This is a genomic window from Pseudochrobactrum sp. AO18b (genome assembly GCF_000409565.1).
In the GTDB taxonomy this organism is placed as follows: Bacteria; Pseudomonadota; Alphaproteobacteria; order Rhizobiales; family Rhizobiaceae; genus Pseudochrobactrum; species Pseudochrobactrum saccharolyticum.
Map to the genome: position 1 here is coordinate 1 of NZ_ANNO01000396.1, position 17,089 is coordinate 17,089.

Annotated in this window: 23 protein-coding genes; 8 read left to right on the forward strand and 15 right to left on the reverse strand. The window is 49.8% G+C overall.

Annotated elements, in window-relative coordinates; genetic code table 11:
• The 12 genes from A918_RS0115090 to A918_RS0115150 all read right to left on the reverse strand — a co-directional run.
• Window positions 1-287: hypothetical protein (locus tag A918_RS0115090; protein ID WP_022711866.1), on the reverse strand; the 287-nt coding region annotated here is incomplete at its 3' end.
• Between the two features lie 47 nt (window positions 288-334).
• A complete protein-coding gene (locus A918_RS0115095; protein ID WP_022711867.1) occupies window positions 335-1,225 on the reverse strand; it encodes a S49 family peptidase in 891 nt (296 codons plus the stop codon).
• Window positions 1,226-1,236: 11 nt separating this feature from the next.
• Window positions 1,237-2,871 carry a phage portal protein gene (locus A918_RS20675; protein ID WP_022711868.1) on the reverse strand — a complete coding sequence of 545 codons (1,635 nt, stop codon included), beginning with the start codon at window positions 2,869-2,871 and terminating at the stop codon, window positions 1,237-1,239.
• Complete coding sequence (gpW, locus tag A918_RS0115105) at window positions 2,868-3,092, reverse strand: gpW family head-tail joining protein (protein WP_022711869.1); 225 nt, start codon at window positions 3,090-3,092, stop codon at window positions 2,868-2,870. The genes A918_RS20675 and gpW overlap by 4 nt, the downstream gene beginning before the upstream one ends.
• A gap of 11 nt (window positions 3,093-3,103) precedes the next feature.
• Window positions 3,104-5,134 (reverse strand): phage terminase large subunit family protein, encoded by a 2,031-nt coding sequence (locus tag A918_RS0115110; RefSeq protein WP_022711870.1) that lies wholly within the window; start codon window positions 5,132-5,134, stop codon window positions 3,104-3,106.
• Between the two features lie 11 nt (window positions 5,135-5,145).
• Window positions 5,146-5,838 (reverse strand): hypothetical protein, encoded by a 693-nt coding sequence (locus A918_RS20680; protein ID WP_022711871.1) that lies wholly within the window; start codon window positions 5,836-5,838, stop codon window positions 5,146-5,148.
• Between the two features lie 190 nt (window positions 5,839-6,028).
• Entirely contained in the window at window positions 6,029-6,817 is a 789-nt protein-coding gene (locus A918_RS20685; protein WP_156831460.1) for a hypothetical protein, read from the reverse strand.
• 504 nt (window positions 6,818-7,321) lie between these two features.
• Entirely contained in the window at window positions 7,322-8,035 is a 714-nt protein-coding gene (locus A918_RS20690) for a GGDEF domain-containing protein (RefSeq protein ID WP_033316175.1), read from the reverse strand.
• A gap of 309 nt (window positions 8,036-8,344) precedes the next feature.
• A complete protein-coding gene (locus A918_RS21395; protein WP_028233863.1) occupies window positions 8,345-8,995 on the reverse strand; it encodes a transcription termination/antitermination NusG family protein in 651 nt (216 codons plus the stop codon).
• Complete coding sequence (locus A918_RS20700) at window positions 8,992-10,152, reverse strand: helix-turn-helix domain-containing protein (protein WP_033316181.1); 1,161 nt, start codon at window positions 10,150-10,152, stop codon at window positions 8,992-8,994. The genes A918_RS21395 and A918_RS20700 overlap by 4 nt, the downstream gene beginning before the upstream one ends.
• The gene (locus tag A918_RS0115145) at window positions 10,149-10,547 is read right to left on the reverse strand and encodes a helix-turn-helix domain-containing protein (protein ID WP_022711875.1); all 399 of its coding nucleotides are present in this window, start codon (window positions 10,545-10,547) and stop codon (window positions 10,149-10,151) included. Before A918_RS0115145 ends, A918_RS20700 begins: the two co-directional genes overlap by 4 nt.
• On the reverse strand, window positions 10,544-10,825 hold the full coding sequence (locus tag A918_RS0115150) for a DUF2312 domain-containing protein (protein ID WP_022711876.1): 282 nt from the start codon (window positions 10,823-10,825) through the stop codon (window positions 10,544-10,546). Before A918_RS0115150 ends, A918_RS0115145 begins: the two co-directional genes overlap by 4 nt.
• 104 nt (window positions 10,826-10,929) lie before the next feature.
• Between A918_RS0115150 and A918_RS0115155 the strand changes: the two genes are divergently transcribed.
• Window positions 10,930-11,517, forward strand: coding sequence for a hypothetical protein (locus A918_RS0115155; protein WP_022711877.1), 588 nt, complete (start codon window positions 10,930-10,932; stop codon window positions 11,515-11,517).
• Window positions 11,518-11,532: 15 nt separating this feature from the next.
• Here the strand turns inward: A918_RS0115155 and A918_RS21870 are convergent, their stop codons facing one another.
• Window positions 11,533-11,733 carry a hypothetical protein gene (locus A918_RS21870; RefSeq protein ID WP_156831461.1) on the reverse strand — a complete coding sequence of 67 codons (201 nt, stop codon included), beginning with the start codon at window positions 11,731-11,733 and terminating at the stop codon, window positions 11,533-11,535.
• Window positions 11,730-12,218 carry a phage regulatory CII family protein gene (locus tag A918_RS0115160; protein ID WP_022711878.1) on the reverse strand — a complete coding sequence of 163 codons (489 nt, stop codon included), beginning with the start codon at window positions 12,216-12,218 and terminating at the stop codon, window positions 11,730-11,732. The genes A918_RS21870 and A918_RS0115160 overlap by 4 nt, the downstream gene beginning before the upstream one ends.
• A 391-nt stretch (window positions 12,219-12,609) precedes the next feature.
• Here A918_RS0115160 and A918_RS0115170 point away from each other — a divergent pair, with 391 nt between their 5' ends.
• The 4 genes from A918_RS0115170 to A918_RS0115185 all read left to right on the forward strand — a co-directional run bounded on the left by A918_RS0115170 (window position 12,610) and on the right by A918_RS0115185 (window position 14,575).
• Entirely contained in the window at window positions 12,610-13,356 is a 747-nt protein-coding gene (locus tag A918_RS0115170) for a LexA family transcriptional regulator (RefSeq protein ID WP_245257343.1), read from the forward strand.
• A gap of 224 nt (window positions 13,357-13,580) precedes the next feature.
• Window positions 13,581-13,799 carry a hypothetical protein gene (locus tag A918_RS0115175; protein ID WP_022711881.1) on the forward strand — a complete coding sequence of 73 codons (219 nt, stop codon included), beginning with the start codon at window positions 13,581-13,583 and terminating at the stop codon, window positions 13,797-13,799.
• Complete coding sequence (locus A918_RS0115180) at window positions 13,799-14,308, forward strand: hypothetical protein (protein WP_022711882.1); 510 nt, start codon at window positions 13,799-13,801, stop codon at window positions 14,306-14,308. Before A918_RS0115175 ends, A918_RS0115180 begins: the two co-directional genes overlap by 1 nt.
• Before the next feature lie 60 nt (window positions 14,309-14,368).
• A complete protein-coding gene (locus tag A918_RS0115185) occupies window positions 14,369-14,575 on the forward strand; it encodes a helix-turn-helix transcriptional regulator (protein ID WP_022711883.1) in 207 nt (68 codons plus the stop codon).
• Between the two features lie 137 nt (window positions 14,576-14,712).
• Here A918_RS0115185 and A918_RS0115190 read toward each other — a convergent pair whose 3' ends face one another.
• Complete coding sequence (locus A918_RS0115190) at window positions 14,713-15,243, reverse strand: hypothetical protein (RefSeq protein WP_022711884.1); 531 nt, start codon at window positions 15,241-15,243, stop codon at window positions 14,713-14,715.
• A 319-nt stretch (window positions 15,244-15,562) separates the two neighbouring features.
• On the opposite strand from A918_RS0115190, the gene A918_RS0115195 reads away from it, so the two are divergent.
• Genes A918_RS0115195 through A918_RS20705 form a run of 3 tightly spaced genes read left to right on the forward strand, consistent with a single transcriptional unit; the run spans window position 15,563 to window position 17,036 of the window.
• The gene (locus A918_RS0115195; RefSeq protein WP_156831462.1) at window positions 15,563-15,757 is read left to right on the forward strand and encodes a hypothetical protein; all 195 of its coding nucleotides are present in this window, start codon (window positions 15,563-15,565) and stop codon (window positions 15,755-15,757) included.
• A gap of 2 nt (window positions 15,758-15,759) precedes the next feature.
• Entirely contained in the window at window positions 15,760-15,948 is a 189-nt protein-coding gene (locus tag A918_RS0115200) for a hypothetical protein (protein WP_022711886.1), read from the forward strand.
• 35 nt (window positions 15,949-15,983) lie between these two features.
• Complete coding sequence (locus A918_RS20705; RefSeq protein ID WP_198013304.1) at window positions 15,984-17,036, forward strand: tyrosine-type recombinase/integrase; 1,053 nt, start codon at window positions 15,984-15,986, stop codon at window positions 17,034-17,036.
• The last annotated feature ends 53 nt before the right edge of the window (window positions 17,037-17,089 follow it).

Here is a 17,089-nt window from a genome sequence, read left to right on the forward strand (position 1 = left end):
AGTGACGGGTTCTGTTCCGCTTTAGCCGAGCCTAAGATTGCCGACATGCGACTACGCTCAGCCTTGCGGCCACGGGCATAATCGCCGGGCTTTTCTTCATCATCGGCAACTGGCTCCTCTTCCTCTGCATCCGGATCTGGATCGGTTTCAGCGTCGGGATTTTCCGGATCATCCTCAGCCTCATCCGGCTGCAGATCGTCTTCCAGTTCTTCCGGCTTATCCTCTTCGAGGCGTTTGCGTGTATTGCGGCCACCAACAGCCGCGCGGATAGCGCTTGCAAGCGACATCAGCGTGTTCCTTTTTGATAATGTTGAGAGCTTTTAAAGGGGAGAGATCAGGCACTCATCGCGGCAAGAAATGCCTCGAAGACTTGTTTTGGGCGCCCCACCGCATCGGCAAGACCAAGATCAACTGCCGCCTGCCCACGAAACGTATCCGCTTGCGTGGCAAGTGCGGCCTCTACCGAGAGACGTGAACCACGGTAGCGCGCAACCGTCTCAGCAAATAAGGTGCGCATGGCTTCAAGATCATTGACGGCTTCGGAATATTCTTCCTCGCTCATCGTCTCGAACATGCCAGGGCGGGCTTTTTTTTCACCGGCACGTAGAATGGTAACTGCAAGCCCCTGATTTTTTGCCCAGCCGGATGCATCGACATGCATGGTGATGACACCAATCGAGCCGGTATAACCGGTGGTAGGGATCACGATCTGGCGACAGGCTGCTGCAAGGAGATATGCGGCAGAACACGCATGATCGGTGAGAATGGCAATCGTCGGTTTTTCCTGTGAAAGTGCATAAAGCTCCTCGGCACAGGCGAAACATCCGTCCACTTCACCACCGAAACTGTCAAACTCAAAGACAACAGCCCTGATATCATCACGGGCAAGACAATCAGCGATCTGGATATTCAACCCCTCATATGAGGTCATGCCGGAGGTTTTCCCCACCCATGAACCCTTATTGACGAGGGACCCTTCCACCTCAATGACTGCAACATTGCCAACCATTTTGGGGCCACTATAGATTTTCTCGCCCGTCCAACCGTCACGCAGTTCCCGCATATTCTCTGACAGCACACCCATTTCCGGTGTGTCTGCCATCGCAACATTCTGCCCCAGCACACGCGGTCCGAAAGCGCGAGCGATAATATTGGCTTTGGCCTCATGCAGCATCAGCGGCGTATCGAACAAACGCGCCGCAATTTCCGGCATTGCAAATGTCATTTACTCTGATCCTAATTGGTTTCTTCCGGGTCATCTTTCGGTGTCTCACTTCCAAAGCGTGACACCACGCCGGAACTGGCCACTTCACCGGAGGTAACACCATGCTTGGCTGCAAACCGTTGTTCACGGGCACGTTGCAGCATGTCTTCCTTCCAATCGCGCCCCTGTTCGGCGGACTCGGATTCCTGCGTTGAAAGGCCAGTAGCCAAACGAATAGCGGCAGCACGCGCTTCTTTCTCGGGATCAACCCAGCCACGCCCCGAGCCGATCCAAGCCGCTCTTGCCCAACCAATCGGATTGGCCTCAAAGGAAACGGCATGTGCTGGTAGTTTGATACGCCCCTGATCGAACACTTCTTCCAGCCATGCCATATAAATCGGCTGCATAAAGCTATGCGCAAAGCTGGTTTTGCGTGCAGTCAGCCCGCGCCAGATTTCCAGAAGTGCCGCACGCGCACTGGAATAATTGACCTTTGACCAGTCCATGGTCAGCTGCTCATAGGTCAGGCCAATGGATGATGCAATATTGCGCAATGCTGCATTGACGAAAACCTCAAACGCAGCGTTCGGATGTTCGGATTTGGTAAAAACCACATCCTCACCCGGATTGAGGAAGTTGAGCTGCGCACCCTTGAGGCGGATCGGATCAGCTTTATACGCTGCCGCCTGAGCTGAAGCCTGCGCATCAAAAAATGCGTTAATCGACTTGCCACTATCACCGGCACTGAAACTATCAGCCAGCTGATCCATATCCAGCGGCGTTTTGATGAAAGCCGCCATTACCGCATTGAGTGATGCTGCCTGCGGCTCATAATCATTGTAATCAGAGACTTGCTTGAGCTGCTGCAACACGGATGCCCAAGGGCTGACACCGCGTGTCATACCGGCACGACTGGCCTCAAAAGCATGAACAGCTGTCGGCCTGCCCCATTCAGTCTCCCGTTCTACCCGATCCCAGATAAACATATCATGCATCGGTCTGGTGATATCGCCGGGATGTGTGCGTCGCACATGATAAGCCAGTGGCGCGCCATAGGCATCAAGCTCAACACCATCACGCAGAAACTCGCTATCCATCGCCCCTTTCGGATTGGAGATCCGCGCCGGATCAATCACATGCACACAGGTACCATAACCATTGGCTCCCATCCGATATGGCAAAACCGCAAAGGCTTCGCCGTCAGAAAATCGGTGTCGTGCTGCCAGACCCAACAGGCCAGCAACAGACTTGGTACGTTCTGCATCAAACCAGTTACCGGGATCGGTCGCCACATCCGACCATAGCCCCTCGATCTGGTCGCCAATCTCATCGGCCTCATCAGCGCTCAAATTCAGAGTTCTGGCATTTGGTTGACTGGATAAGCGCCATCCGGAACCAATCACTGTATCCACGAGACGGGACACACCAGCCGATGCCCAACCGTTATTGCGCACCGCATCATTGACACGATCAATAACAACATCGCGCGACAATGTGAGTGCAGCTTGTCCGGAATATGTACCAGGTCGCCAACCAGCCATAGACGAATGATCCGAACCGGCAGCGCTATAAGCTGCCGCATTCATCGCATAACGTCTGCGGGCTGCAACACGCACCTCCGGTGGCATTGGAGCGCCGTGAGCGTCCAGAATAACCGGTTCGCTCATAGAAACACCACACGGCGCGAGCGGGTACGTGCTGCACTGGCAATCCCCAGCTGAGTCCGTAGCTCACCAATATAAAGCCGCAACCGCCCTTCATCTGCTGTGGTGAAAGTCACACTTTCTCCCTGATAGCTGAGTTGCACTGATGCTTTACCAACCATGAGTTTATGCAGCGCTGCCTCTGCTTCTGTGAGGCGCGCCAATAAAATGCTTCTGTCTGTCATGTTGTTTCCGATCAGCCGCGGCGACTGGCACGCGCCATCGCACGGGCGATTGCCGCTTTTACCAAGGGCGATTGTTTCTGTTCATCTGCAAGTTTGGCTACCGACACCTGAGGCTGGCGTAAAAGCTGGTCTTCAAGATCCAGCTGTGCCGGTGGCTGCTCTTGTGAAAGACGTTCTGCCAATGCGTCCCATTCATCCTCAGTCCAGTAATTGATCCCTAAGCGCAGGGTCGCGGCCAAAGACTGGTTGAGCATATCCAGCGCCTCATTGCGTTTTCCAGCTGGCAAATCCCATTCATAATAAGGATGGCCAGAACGGCCACGGCGCTGAACACGTATCTCGGATGTTGCCTGTTCAAAGAAGTCATCCCCCAAACCATGCACAAAATCGATATAGCCAGTCTGTTCCGGATCTTCCTTGCGGTATGAACGGTAAAGAGCTGCTTTCATCACCGAAGCATTGAAGTTAAAAAAGCGCCGTGAGTATTTGAGTTGCCTACCTTTTTTGTCTTTCTCTTTTTTAACTTGCGCCAGCATTGGAGCGGCTTCGCGATTATCACCACGCACCATAATCACATCCGTGATCGGATGACACCGCGCCCACTCCCAAACATCTTCGGTATAGGCATTACCATCAATCGCCGTCAGATCGACCTTGCGCCGATTACCCCAACAATCCAGCCATTCACGTTTAACCAGTTGCGACAATGCCTGTTGCACTGCAGGCTCGGAGATATGGCCGGAATGCGCTGTAAAACCCGGTAGATTACGACCGGTATTATCGTCAAATATCCCGCGATCTATCACCACGCGGTAACGGTTCTTGCCATAACCAACCAACAGCCATTCAACACGATCCCCCTGCACGTCTATGCCAATTGTCAGGATCAGTGCCTTTGGTGGGATAATCCCACGCGGCAGGCCAGTTTGCGCTGCCCTATCGCGCAACACTTCCCAGCCAATAGATTCCCCGTCAGTCTCAAAGGGTTGTCCCAGCCAGTCATTGAAGAATACCTGCTCAGCACCGGCCTTCTTACCTTTATCATCGGGACCGCCGCGCTGCACATTGAGATAGGCACGCGCCAGCGCCTCCCAACTTTCCAACGGCGAATAGGCAACCCAGATATGAAATGAGCGATGATAGCGTGCTCGTTCCGGATATTTAGCAATCCATTTGGCACCATTCTCTCTCGCTACCATCCATGCGCGATGATGCTCCTTGATTTCACCGCCACATTTAACGCAGTAAAAACACGCTTTCTCAGGATGCTCCGGATCAATGTGATCACGCATCTGCTCCCATTCGAGCGGTTGCAACTCCAAACAATGCGGACACGGCACATGGTAACGCTCCTGCGTGCCCTGCTCAAAGTTGGAGCTGATACGGCAGCCCGGCGCAATCAGCGGCGTTGAGATTTTCAGGATCTTCGCCGCGATGAATGCTTTTGACCGGCTCTCTGCCTGACTTTCCGGATCACCTGCCTCATTGTTTTGCCATTTCGACAGATCATCCTGCACCTGCTTACGCGGTGAGATCATCGACAAGCCGGAAGGTGAATTGGCGCCCGCTGCCTGAATAGCCCCGCGCCCGTCTGCACGCTCCTTATAGTGGATGGAATTACCACCCTCGCGGCTTTTCTCAGGAAACAGTGCCGTCAAAGACGTAGTTTCGCGGATCAGCGGCATCAGCTTCTGTTTCGACCAACGAGAGGCATTTTCCTCTGTCGGATGCACATACAGAAAATCGCACGGATCCATATCCATAGTGCCGAGCGTGAAGATATTCGCCAGCACCGTGCCGCCGACCTGTGCCGATTTGGCAATAGTCACAATCCGGCACGGGTCTTCCGGTGAAATAGCTTTCAATATCTCCGAGAAGAACGGAAACAGCGTTTCATTATAGGGACCAGGAAACTGTGTGATACGATCAGAAAAGACAATATTCTGTTTTGCCCAAGCTAGATAATCAACCGGTGGCGGTGGCATCGTCTCCTGTGCCAGAATGGAATATGTCAGCCATGCCGGATTGCAAAGCAGTGTCATGTACCAACCATTCAGTCTGGGTGTTGATCCTCACTTTCAAATAAATCAGGATCAATCACGTTTTCCGGCTCTGAAGCCTGTTGCTCTATGAAACCCTGTGCTGCTCGCTCACGTACTTTGCGGAAAGCTTGCTGCAGGTGATGTAGGATGTCGCGTTGTGGTAGTTCAAACTGGCCGGCCAGATGCGTTGCCATATCAGCCAGCCCGCCCTCCATCACACGGTAAGCCATCGCCACTGATCGCGTGATTTCTGATCTGGCTTCATCCGCCAACATGAACCGGCCAGATGCTAATGCTTCTTCGCGTTTGGCACGCGCTGTCTGCATTTTGGCTTGTTCAAGCTTTTCGCGGGCTATCTGGTCAGCAACCAGATCACTTGGTGTCTGAAACACTTCCGGTGGCCGCTTTTCTGCATTCTGCAGTAAAGGTGCATCCGTTTGTTCGACTGCAGCGCGTGGTACCGGTGAAACAGATATTCGCGTGCCTAGACCATTAATGCCTACACGCTGTGAGACATCAAGGCGCCCGCTCAAGTGGCGCTTGGCGCGTTCCACTACAATACGGGCGCTTCGTCCTTCGCCTTGCAAAGCATCCGGTCCAATCTGGCCGGACGCAATATATTGAGATATTCGTCCGGCAGAGACATTGATCAGCTTGGCAAACTCGCCCTTGCTCATCGTCTGATCTGACTGGATGGCCGTCATAACTTTTCCTGAGAATACAGCCGGATATTTAATCCTCTGAGTTTAGTGCCTGACTTTAGTTCTTTAGCCTTCGACTTTAGGCTTTGATTTCACGCTCAGACTGACCAAGACCCGCGGTGCGAAATACCCGCAGGCAAGGTGCGTCAGGAAGGACCCGAAATGTTAGAAATGATCCATATCGACTGACCAACTATCGGTGGCTTCGCTTGCCGACCTCTTCCGCGAAGTATCGGGCGAAACGTTCTTCTGCCACGCGCTTTACTGTCTCATGGAAGTTAACGGTTTGAACATAGGAGCGCATACGAACAAAGAGCAGCATGGGTTTTATTGAGTTATCCATGGGGTTTCGCTGCCATACCCCCGGATGCAAATGTGATCCGCGCTCTGGCACAAAGAACCGGGCATTCTTGTATCGCGCATTGCGCTTGGTGGAAGCTGCCGTTCGCTTACGATTATAACCAGCAGTACGTTCAGCAATTTGCAAATCAGCCAGAATGCGTACAATCAATGCCACGCGAACATTGCCATACTGATCAAGAGGACAATCCTTTGAAGGAACGGCATAAAGCCCCTTGTCCATATGCCCTGCGGAGATCAGCTGGCGCTCAAAGGATTTGAGATTGCGCTGACCACCGAAAAATTGCGGCGTCAGAAAATTAGCAGGCGGCGTTGAATTCTTAGCCCATGACTTTCCTGCAATGATAACAGCTGCTGAAAGACTAGAACTACTTGCCTGCTCATAGGCAACACCCCGTTTTGCAAAAGGTGTCACTCGATCAAGCTTAGCCTCCATCTCATCCTGCACAGCCAATCGGCCAACTGCCGCGGTTCTGTTCAATGCATTGATCGTTGCCTTTGGAACTACTTCCTGCTCGAACCGGTCAAGCTCCTGCTCCCACCCCTTCGTGTCAAAACTCATGAACACGGATGGACCATCAGATAACAATGGTCCACTCAATGATGAGGTGACATTCAGCATGGTCAATTATTCCAGTGAAAGAGAGATCAGCAATACTCAGTCCTGACCGCCAAATATTCGCGCATGTTGAAATGTGCATGAATCTCAACACTCATGGTCCGCACGCATTTTACCGCGCACTACATTAATTCATACGCATTTGACGGAATAATATTCGCATGATTAGTGAAAGATGCTGCTGGCGGGGAAAATAATCCGGTCGGCAATTTCTATTGTACTTACGTGCAGCAAGGTCACGACTAGAACGTGGCTTGAGTGACGGGCTCGACCCCGTCTGCACCGGAGTGTGAATACAATGGAAACAAAGTTGAAACGCAAGTTAGTCGCCGTTCGGGCTTATGTTCGTAAGCGATATGGAAAGTTAGAATATGTATGTGCGCATTTTCGCTCACATCCTAATCAGCTTTCCTTTAACTTTTAGGAAGAGTCACGCCCTTTCCCCTCAGCCAGCAGCACCCATCACTAAGCACCTTCATTATCTGGTTTGTGCCTGCCATAGAGCCGCTATCTTGCTCTTTTCTTGCGATACATTCGCTCATCAGCAAGAGACATAATATCTTTGAATTTCTGATTAGATTTTAATGGCATATATCCAACAGAAAGCGATAAAACATGCGTAATACCAGTCTGTCGATGCTGAAACTCATCATGCGCTTTCGCATTCATCTGCTCAATTGCTCCATCAACATCAGCACATGATGCTTTTGGTATGAAAGCACAAAACTCATCCCCACCAATACGCGCAATCAAACTATCTGACGGCAATACGTTGACCATTGCCTGAGCGACAGAAACAACAGCATCATCACCGACAAGGTGACCATATTTGTCATTTATCACTTTCAGATAATCAATATCAGCTAACATAAACCAGCCTCGAACACCCGCTGCACTTGCTGCATTAAACTGCTCGATAAAACTACGGCGGTTAAGGATACCGGTTAAAGGGTCCACACTCGCGATGCGCGTAAGCTCATTGGCTCTGCGGATGGCGCTGCGATAAGAGAGTTCCAGTTTTTCCAGACGAGAAAACCAAAAAATACCAATCGGTATCGCGATCAGAAATGGTAGCGTCAATCTAACAAAGACCGTTATTAAATCGGACTCTGTTCCCGTGATTATTCGAACACCAGTTGAAAATGATATTGAAATAGCCGCTGCAAATACTGCGACTATTGCCGTTCGTTTCAACACAAACTTCGATAACAACCGCCCCACCTTCCGGGATCATATCTTATTAAAAAAACTGCAATCTAGCTTTTTAATCCGCGATGCAGTTTTACCGATATGGATTTCAGAAACACCAACATTTGTGCATCATACGAATATAATCCACAACTCAGCTATGATGCGGGTGTATTGATTTGTTAGGGCTCGAAATTTCCACATAGCTTCGCACTTGGGGAGAAGCGGTTGCCGGTCTTCCGGTCGCTTCTCCGAGGTCTGTGCCGAGCTCTGCCATATAGGCTGCTACAGGGTATCGGAAGCACTACGCTCCACAGTCCACAGTCGTCTCTGCGACTATGGCTATGCCGATTTGATCAAATTGGCAAGAGGCACTTCTATTGTCCGCTCTTGACCAAATATGAAGGCAAGAACACGGGCTGCTCTTGCCCCGACATAGCCTTCTATGACGCCCTCAAAAACACCTGCAGAGCCAACAGGAAACGATACGCGTTCACCGTTTTTGTAACGTGGGAAATTCTTTAAATCATTAAATGAACCAACGTCATTCAAACATTTGAGATCATTCATATATTTATCGCTAACAACCAAAGCGCCACATTGGCCAAACACAACAGAAATAGCACCATCAATACGCGACAGGCCTACCCAACTTTCAGCACACGGAACAGCTTTAACAAAGAGATATCCGCCAAATACTGGCACCTCAATCTCCTTTGCAGGACGGGTATATCGACGTGGCTGCAAGGCTTTTTTCATGGGCAACCATGTCTCAATTCCAAAGTTACTCACCGATTTACTAACAGCTTTCTCTTGTTTGTTCGCAGTTTTGAGAACAAACCACTGTTTTTCAGACTGCTCATTACCGGCTGCAATAGCCAAAAATTTCTCTTGCATCCGTATTTTGATGCGATCTGGATCCCGTTCATCAAGCTGTCGTGCTGTTTCCAAGATACGCGCTTCCTCAAATGGTCTGTTATTTGGCATCATCATTTTTCAATTCCTCGCAACAGAGCCTGCAATTCATTCAATGCATCGGGTCCGCCCTCCGGCAGATAGACATATTCCATAGTTCCGGTATTAGGCAGCCAAGGCCAGCCACGCGCAGCATGAGCATCAAACCACGCCTGCCACAGATCGCCACCAACCTTCACCGCAACCATGCGCTCAGCCACCGGCTGCAAATAGGCCGGAACAAGCGCACCGCGACGAACAGAAGCGTTTTCAAACAGTTCATTCACAACTGGAAAACCAAACTTAACCTGCTTTTCGGAAAGCAGTCTCTCAGCCGTGAAAGTGCCGTCATCAACCATTCGCTGCTCAAGTGCAGTCAGCCTGCCGATATGTGTCGAACCTGCAATCAGTTGCTCATAAACCCGTGCAGCCCACATTTTGCCAAATGGTGCGGCCCGATCCAGCGTATTGGCAACGACCTCAGCCTTCGCCGGTAACTTTTCCCAACGCTTTTCGCTAAGATAGACCGCAAATGTACAAAATTTGCTCCGACCGGAAACCTTGGAGGCCTCAAGATAGCGACCAAGTTCCTGAGAAGCCTGTTGACGATCATCGTCACTCAGACGCATCCATGCCTTAAACGCCTTCGGTTCACTATCCGTCACGAATGTCGGCCATTGCTGGTAAGCTTTTTTGAAAGCCCGTTCGTTTGCCCTCCTGATTTCCCTGTTTTCAAGTTCGCTTGCGCGCCCTCTCTCAAGTAATGGTTTATTTAATGGTTCTATTACGGTTTGGGTGACATGGTGACACCCGTCTATGTCGTCAGTGTCACCCGTCTCTGCATCCAGTGTCACGGGTGTCGTGGTGTCACCCGTGACATGGTGACACCCGTCAGACACAGTTTTACCCCTCACAAGAGCTTCCAATTTCATCATATCGAAATCGTATCGTGTAGCCTGTCCGGGGCGACCGCCGCCCTCAGCGACCACGATCAACAGACCTTCATCAACAAACTCTTTCAGAAGGCGCTGCACGGTACGCTCTGACAACTCAGTTTCGTTTGCCAACCGTCCAACAGTCGGCCAAATTCCGCGCCCCTCATCATCAGCGAAGTCACCTAGCCGGATCGCAAGTATCTTGCGGCTTGGAGAACCAATCTGTGCCTTGAAAAGACGCGACATGACTGCAATGCTCATTGTGCAGCCCTCCGCAGTTCGCGCAAATTCCGCCCCATAGCAGCCCGTTTGCGCCGGTAGGTTCTAATCCCATACAAGACGGTGGTGTGATCACGATTACCCATGCGACGGCCGATCTGGGAGGATGAAAGCTCGGTCAGGCGCCAAGCCCAATAATAGATGGCCTGCCGTGCCATAGAGACTTCACTATCACGGCGTTGAGAACGGATTTCCGTTAAGCTGACATTGAACACACGGCAGAACCGGTGCGCAATCTTATCAAGACGAGGCCTATACCCCTTATCGCCTGGCATTTGTGCAATCAGGGCCGCGTCATTTACAACGGAAGCAATAAACCGCTCGAATTTGACGGCTGTCGCATTGCGCATCGCAATAACTGCAGGATTGAAATTCATATCAGCCCCCGAAACAAAGGCATGCCAAGCGCATCAGCATAGAGCTGCACCATGGCCTCCTCTTCCTGCCGCTCATGATCCTCTTTTTTGCGTAACCGGATGATCGTGCGTACAGCCTTCGTGTCGAAGCCGGAGCCTTTCAGTTCGGCAAAAACCTCTTTGATATCATCACCGACAGTTTTCTTTTCTTCCTCAAGACGCTCAATTCGTTCAATAAAAGCACGAAGTTGCCCCACTGCGATGGTCTGCGAGCTGTCTCCTCCAACATCGTCAGTCATGATCTTGCCTCCGCAAAAGATTCGGATGTACAAAAACATGACAAAACGTAATGTCGGACTAAAAGATCACTGAACAAAAACGAAGGAACGAGCAGAATTAAAAGATGCATGAATGGATCGCGACTAACTTTCTGAACCTTCTGACCGTCATTGGCTCGGTAATTGCAGCATGTGCCGCACTCTGGAATGTTCACCTCACGCGCACTCAATTGCGACTTCACCACAATGCAGAAATGAGCAAAAATCTGCCTGTTATCCATGCAATAATAGGTGGAGAAATCGATAATTGGATTTGGGTGACAGTAACAGTCAATACCAGAGATCTGGGCATCTTCATTGAAACCGTACATATGCGCAGTCGCAACAACCCAATGATGGTTCAATTTGCTTATGGAGATCTGATTGATAGCGGAATTAAAAGAATTTATTCCACCACTGACTTCAAGTGCGCCGCAGAGAGTTTTGAACTCATGGGAGAGATACGCTCCAACTCCAAGTTTAGATTCTGCTTCTGGTATCATTTGGAACCACCAGTGCGCACACGCTTTTCTAAGTTACGCACATGGATCAACAAAAACGAAAATTCGGATTCAATCTTTGTGAGCCTCCTGTCCATGGACAACCAGAGCCAACGCACCGAAATGGACGTCGCTATAAAAGCTAAGGCGAGAAAAAGCAGTGCAACCCCATAAAAATAATAAAATGTTTCAGTCATGATCTTGCCTCCGCTTTTTATCGGAACGAACAGGCACGAGACAAAGCCGCTGCAAACGGCCTTCTATGGTCAGCCGCGCCAGCCGGTCAGCATTATTAGGAATTTTTTTCAGCACGGCTTTAGATTTGGCCGCACCATACCGAGAGTGGGAAACAAACGGTTCGGAGCCGTGGAAGCGAAAGTGACACATCATGCGTCACCGCCTTTTGAAAGCGCGCCATCAACCTTCCGTTGAAATGCTCGAAGCATTTGCACGGCTTCCTCAATTTCAATGTCAATTTGCTGCTTTTCACGGGGTGTGATTGAACCGTCTGCAATCGCCTGCGCGTATTCATGCATCACATCAGATACAGACTTACTCAGGCGGGACATATCCCCGATATCCGGCAAGGTGTTGCCGAAATTCTGATTGCCAAGCGACACCAGTTTATAGCCAAGCTGTGCGGCCATAATGGAAACAATGCCGTTCGAGCGCGTGTCGAGCATTAAATCCATAGCCACATCAATCGGCATATGGTTGATCGCCTCATCCGGCGCACCATAACGCGAAAGCGCCGAAGCATTGACCCGCGTCACCTTTTCAAAAGCAGAAACACCGCCAGCCATCGGCAGCAAGCGACGTACAGCTGCCTTGAGAGCCTGCCGGTCTTGCTCAGTAGTTGGTCGAATTTTCACCATGACAGAACCTCATAAAAAAGACCTGTCTTCGCGCTCACGGGAGCCAAAGCACGAAGACAGGTCAGCATCTGCCGTGGGAGGTACCGGCAGAGATAAGGGAAAAAACTATTGTGTGATTTTCGGTGACAACTGCAATGCAGTCGTGCTCTGTGAGGCAAAGCGATCATTGCACCACCTCATCAGTACAAGGACGCATGATATTATCAGGCCATGCCGCCTTATCCGGCCAGTTATGGGAAAACCACAGAACTGCGTCATTGAAACGGGAAACAGTAATATCAGCCCCATTTCTAAGGGCTGAGAGTTTTTTGGTATCACTAAACAGTCGATTACTGAGAGTTTTGTCAGCACAAAACTCAACAGCCTGATATCTGTCAGCAAGGTCTAATAGATGAGTGATTTTCAACATACGGACATAAGCGGTTATTTTACCGCTTATGTCAATGGTATTAATACCGCTAACAAAACCCATCAAAAGCGGTCATATTACCGCATTATGCTAAATGATGTCATTGATCGAATTCAAATCCGCCTTGATAAAGTAAATTTATCAGCCACAGCCGCCTCTTTAAAGGCAGGGCTGAGCCGGGATGCAATTCGCAATATTCAGCGCGCAGTAAAAGCCAACAACGGACGCAAGGGCGTATCCACAGGCACCATTGCTGCCCTAGCACCCATCCTTCAAACAACACCGGCATGGCTTCTTGATGGAACTGAACCAGAAGAAGCAATCCATGAAGTTAAACAATCGATATTAAACTATGTGCCGCTCATATCATGGGTAAGCGCTGGTGAATTAGGCCACCAAGACGGGGTTGAGGATTTCAACGGCTATCCAACAGTCGCAACCGCCGACCTTCCGGAGGGGGATTGGATTGCTCTGCGTGTTGATGGGCCATCTATGAACAAGATATCTCCACCTGACTCAATCATTCTTGTAAATCGCGCCGACAAAAGACTGGTTACAAACGGATGCTACGTTATCACTGACGAAACAGGGCAAGCTACATATAAGCGTTATCGCCCCAATGATGATCCACCATTCCAACCGGCATCTTACAAAGATATTCCTGCACCAAAGCTAGACGGCACCATCACCGTTATAGGTCGCGTTCGTCGATCAATTATCGACATGTAATCATTCAACATCAATTGTAATAATTTATAAGCAACTGAACTATGCTGCATAAAGCAGCAAATTCAGAGTGATATTTTTCATCTCATCACCACACACTAAAAGAGGTTTTTTTACCGCATACGATTGACTAGCGGTAATTTTACCTCTATCTCTGTATCTAGCATTTTGTTTGCCATTTCAAAACGGCTACAAAATCAAAGCTATGATCACCAGAGGTTATAATCATGATCATTTATGAAACCCGCCCTGCTCCGGCACCATCAATTCAAGAATTGTGCATCGTCTCTGGCATGGCCGCGACAATGCAGGATATGGATGCTGCAGGCGATCCGGTAACACCAGACAATCTTAGACTGCGCGGCTACTCATCCGAAGATATTACACGCTATGGGCTCAAAGCCGCCCATCTTGCACGTTCTCTCTCTGTCAAAACGGTGATGTGATGAGCATCGCAACAACACTGGAACCACGGCCACACCAGCTCACCGATACCCTCCGCATGAAAATCGCGCGTGAAATCGCGCAAAAACTCTTCGACGATGACCTGATCAACGGCGAGGAAAGCATAATACCATGTGCAAACGATATATCGAACAATGCTTCAATCAGCATGGACGGCTATGAACTTGCCAGAGAATTAGAAGAGCGTTGCGGCTGGATACCGAGACTGGAAATCGCGCAAATTCTTGACAACTACGGAGATGATGCACGGAGCGCCATAGATGATCTGCAAAAAGATTGGGTCATCCGGAATAACATACAGCCACCCTATTCTGTCGGCACACGTGTAGCCGTAAAACGCGGCTGGGATGACCGTTGCGGAGTCATCGTTAAAATATTTGAACACGGTCCAGCAAAGTACATCGTCAGGCTTGACGGGCAAAGCGCGACCACTGGTGCAATTGTGAACTTTGAAGACGTTACAACTGAACTGACCAACCAGCCAACCTAATCACCCCAACAACCAGACACTGCCACAACTGCCGCACCTTCCGGCAGAAGGAGAACTTGTATGCAAATTAAGGTCAATATTAAAACACGTATGGCTGAAGCAGGCATCCGCGGCCGCCAATTGGCACCACTGCTCAATATCACCGAGCCAAATGTCTCCTTGCTCATAAACGGCAAATCCAAATCCATTTCTTACAAGCAGATGGCTACACTGTGCCAAATATTAAATTGCCAGCCCAGCGACCTGTTTGAGTTAGTGCAGCCATGACAAAGGAACAGGCAAAGCTCATACACAGCTACAAGCTCCTGCTATCCAGTGTCTGCTATACGAAGCGCATTACGCTGCAGACTGTAGATCTGCAAGCACTGCTGAATGTCGCCAAGGTTAATCATGTAGCACCACGCTCAACGATTGATTTCACTCACCTTTTGGTACGTATGCCCTTCAAAGGAGTTCCAATTTTTAAACACCAAATGCCAAAAGGGAATGACCAAACGATCATCTGCGGGCAATTCCATCGCGGCATGCGCATCATTGTAAGCCTTAGCATCAATCGCACGCATCGTCGGAGGCTCATCTCCCGTAATGCGAACCATATTACTATACCAATGAGCACATTGCTGCTCATCTGGATTGAGCGTAACTTCAATATCCGCCAGCAGGTTGTAATAATCACGTTGCAATTGTTGATGTGTCCTAGCCATACCTCCGAGATCGAAGGCCAGCTGAGCCGCAGCTATTATAGCAACGGCCGCACCGATCCAGGATTGCGGAATAGACAGACCGGAGAATATCTCACTGAAAGCAGCCGCACCCAGCAAGACTACTGCGAAATTCATAAATCTATTCAAGCGCTCAAAACGCAAACGTCTGGCCGTGTGATACAGCGCATTTCTGAGAACGTTGAAACGGATATTCTCAAGTCTGTCTTCCATAGTTCCTACTTTCCGGGCTTCGGCGCGCTAGGCCGTGTCGCTGGCTGGCGCGGACCTACACCAGCACCAACTCCACCTGAGGAGGTTGGTCGCGGCTGGCGCGTTCCCAAACTTCTGATTTCATATTCAAGATTTCTATTCATTCAGACCGTTCCTTTGTGCTGTTTCCATGAAGGAATGAGAGGTGATGGATCGCGTTCCAGCGCGATTCATCACCGCCAATCTTGCTACAAATATTTGATTTTGTCCGTTTATAAGGCCGCAAAAACAGCTCTCTCCCAGCTATTCACAGGCCATGCAGCACATTGGAGGCAGGCAAATGAAGCTGACAAAAAGACAGCGTGAACTGCTGAAACAAGCTGAATATTGCGGTGGGGAAACATTCGCTGATGGATTGAGAGAAAACCATACTGCTCGGACATTAGAAAAACGAGGATTAATCCGCCTTGGTTTTCACAGCGAAGTTATTATTACCACCGCAGGCCGTGCAGCCTTGGCGCAAGGAGGTGAGTAAGCATGGATCATAAAGTCGAAAGAGAGAAAGTGCGCTACACCCGCGCGCAAATCCGCAGTGCAGCGATCATTGCCAAAGAACAGGGCGTGAGCGTGCGCCTAGAAGCTGATGGCTCTTTATCAGTGCAACCTGCACCACTCACAGATACCTATCCTCATTTGATTGAACATAAAAACATAGTGCGGCTGTAATGACCAAACTGAGACGCAAACTCCCACCTCATGTTGTGCGTGAAGTGAGCCGCCACGGCAAAGTGAAATATTTCTACAGGATCGGGAAAGGTTTACGCGTGCGTCTGCCCGATGATGTGAACTCACGGGAATTCAAAGAAGGCTACAAGCAGGCTGTAATGGGCTATAAAATCGAAGAAGCCCCGCGTGGTATTCCTGCCCAGCCCTATAGCTTGCGATGGCTTATTGACCGGTATCGTGAAAGTTCCACATGGAGAGCATTTTCGATTGCAACACAGCGCCAACGAGAGAACATTTTTATTGAGGCAATCAAACGCTCCAATAATACCCGCTACACAGCAATTGACCGCCGCTCGATGGTTATGGCTCTTGAAGCACGAGCTGACACGCCTGCCCAAGCTAATCACTTCCTGAAAGCAATGCGAGGTCTCTTCAGCTGGGCACTCCAAAATGATTATGTGACCATTGATCCAACTGCAGGCGTATTGCCGTTAAAATACAAAACCGTTGGTTTCGCGCCCTGGACAATGGAAGATCTGCTACAGTTCTATGATCGATGGCCAGTAGGGACCAAAGCTCGTCTTGCGGTAGAATTGTTACTGCATACCGGATTGCGTCGATCTGACGTTGTGCGCGCTGGCCGCCAGCACATGCGCGGCAATATTTTCAGCATTAAAACTCAAAAAACCGGTTCCCAGATTACCGTAGAGTTTCCTAAGGCGTTGCTGGATGTGATTTCCGTTACTGAAACCGGCATCAACACATTCCTCATCAGTGAAGCTGGTAATGCATTTGAAGTTGCCAGTTTTGGAAACTGGTTCAGAGACAGATGTAATGATGCCGGTATCAAGAAAAGCGCACACGGGTTGCGCAAACTTTCTGCAACTCTATCTGCAGAAGCCGGTGCAGCCACACATGAGCTAATGGCACAATATGGCTGGTCAAATGTTAAACAGGCAGAACTTTACACCAAAGGCGCAGACAGAGTGCGCCTGGGGATTAAAAACTCCAGACGCGTTGCAGACCAGATTGAGAGTGAAATCGCTCTCACCCGCTCAAGAAGAAAAAATAAAAAACAAGCCGATTAAAAATGGAATTTTACAACCATAAATGCCAGCTAATTCTCTAGCTGGCTTTTTTA

Bases quoted from the DNA above. Each gene is read 5' to 3' on its own strand.
- A918_RS0115200 (WP_022711886.1), top strand. From the start codon at position 15,760: ATGGATCATAAAGTCGAAAGAGAGAAAGTGCGCTACACCCGCGCGCAA.
- A918_RS20680 (WP_022711871.1), bottom strand. From the start codon at position 5,838: ATGACGGCCATCCAGTCAGATCAGACGATGAGCAAGGGCGAGTTTGCC.
- A918_RS0115110 (WP_022711870.1), bottom strand. From the start codon at position 5,134: ATGACACTGCTTTGCAATCCGGCATGGCTGACATATTCCATTCTGGCA.
- A918_RS0115190 (WP_022711884.1), bottom strand. From the start codon at position 15,243: ATGGAAGACAGACTTGAGAATATCCGTTTCAACGTTCTCAGAAATGCG.
- A918_RS21870 (WP_156831461.1), bottom strand. From the start codon at position 11,733: ATGATGTGTCACTTTCGCTTCCACGGCTCCGAACCGTTTGTTTCCCAC.
- A918_RS20675 (WP_022711868.1), bottom strand. From the start codon at position 2,871: ATGAGCGAACCGGTTATTCTGGACGCTCACGGCGCTCCAATGCCACCG.
- A918_RS0115175 (WP_022711881.1), top strand. From the start codon at position 13,581: ATGATCATTTATGAAACCCGCCCTGCTCCGGCACCATCAATTCAAGAA.
- A918_RS0115180 (WP_022711882.1), top strand. From the start codon at position 13,799: ATGAGCATCGCAACAACACTGGAACCACGGCCACACCAGCTCACCGAT.
- A918_RS0115155 (WP_022711877.1), top strand. From the start codon at position 10,930: ATGCATGAATGGATCGCGACTAACTTTCTGAACCTTCTGACCGTCATT.
- A918_RS0115150 (WP_022711876.1), bottom strand. From the start codon at position 10,825: ATGACTGACGATGTTGGAGGAGACAGCTCGCAGACCATCGCAGTGGGG.
- A918_RS0115195 (WP_156831462.1), top strand. From the start codon at position 15,563: ATGAAGCTGACAAAAAGACAGCGTGAACTGCTGAAACAAGCTGAATAT.
- A918_RS0115170 (WP_245257343.1), top strand. From the start codon at position 12,610: ATGAGTGATTTTCAACATACGGACATAAGCGGTTATTTTACCGCTTAT.
- gpW (WP_022711869.1), bottom strand. From the start codon at position 3,092: ATGACAGACAGAAGCATTTTATTGGCGCGCCTCACAGAAGCAGAGGCA.
- A918_RS0115145 (WP_022711875.1), bottom strand. From the start codon at position 10,547: ATGAATTTCAATCCTGCAGTTATTGCGATGCGCAATGCGACAGCCGTC.
- A918_RS0115160 (WP_022711878.1), bottom strand. From the start codon at position 12,218: ATGGTGAAAATTCGACCAACTACTGAGCAAGACCGGCAGGCTCTCAAG.
- A918_RS0115185 (WP_022711883.1), top strand. From the start codon at position 14,369: ATGCAAATTAAGGTCAATATTAAAACACGTATGGCTGAAGCAGGCATC.
- A918_RS21395 (WP_028233863.1), bottom strand. From the start codon at position 8,995: ATGATGATGCCAAATAACAGACCATTTGAGGAAGCGCGTATCTTGGAA.
- A918_RS20685 (WP_156831460.1), bottom strand. From the start codon at position 6,817: ATGCTGAATGTCACCTCATCATTGAGTGGACCATTGTTATCTGATGGT.
- A918_RS20700 (WP_033316181.1), bottom strand. From the start codon at position 10,152: ATGAGCATTGCAGTCATGTCGCGTCTTTTCAAGGCACAGATTGGTTCT.
- A918_RS0115095 (WP_022711867.1), bottom strand. From the start codon at position 1,225: ATGACATTTGCAATGCCGGAAATTGCGGCGCGTTTGTTCGATACGCCG.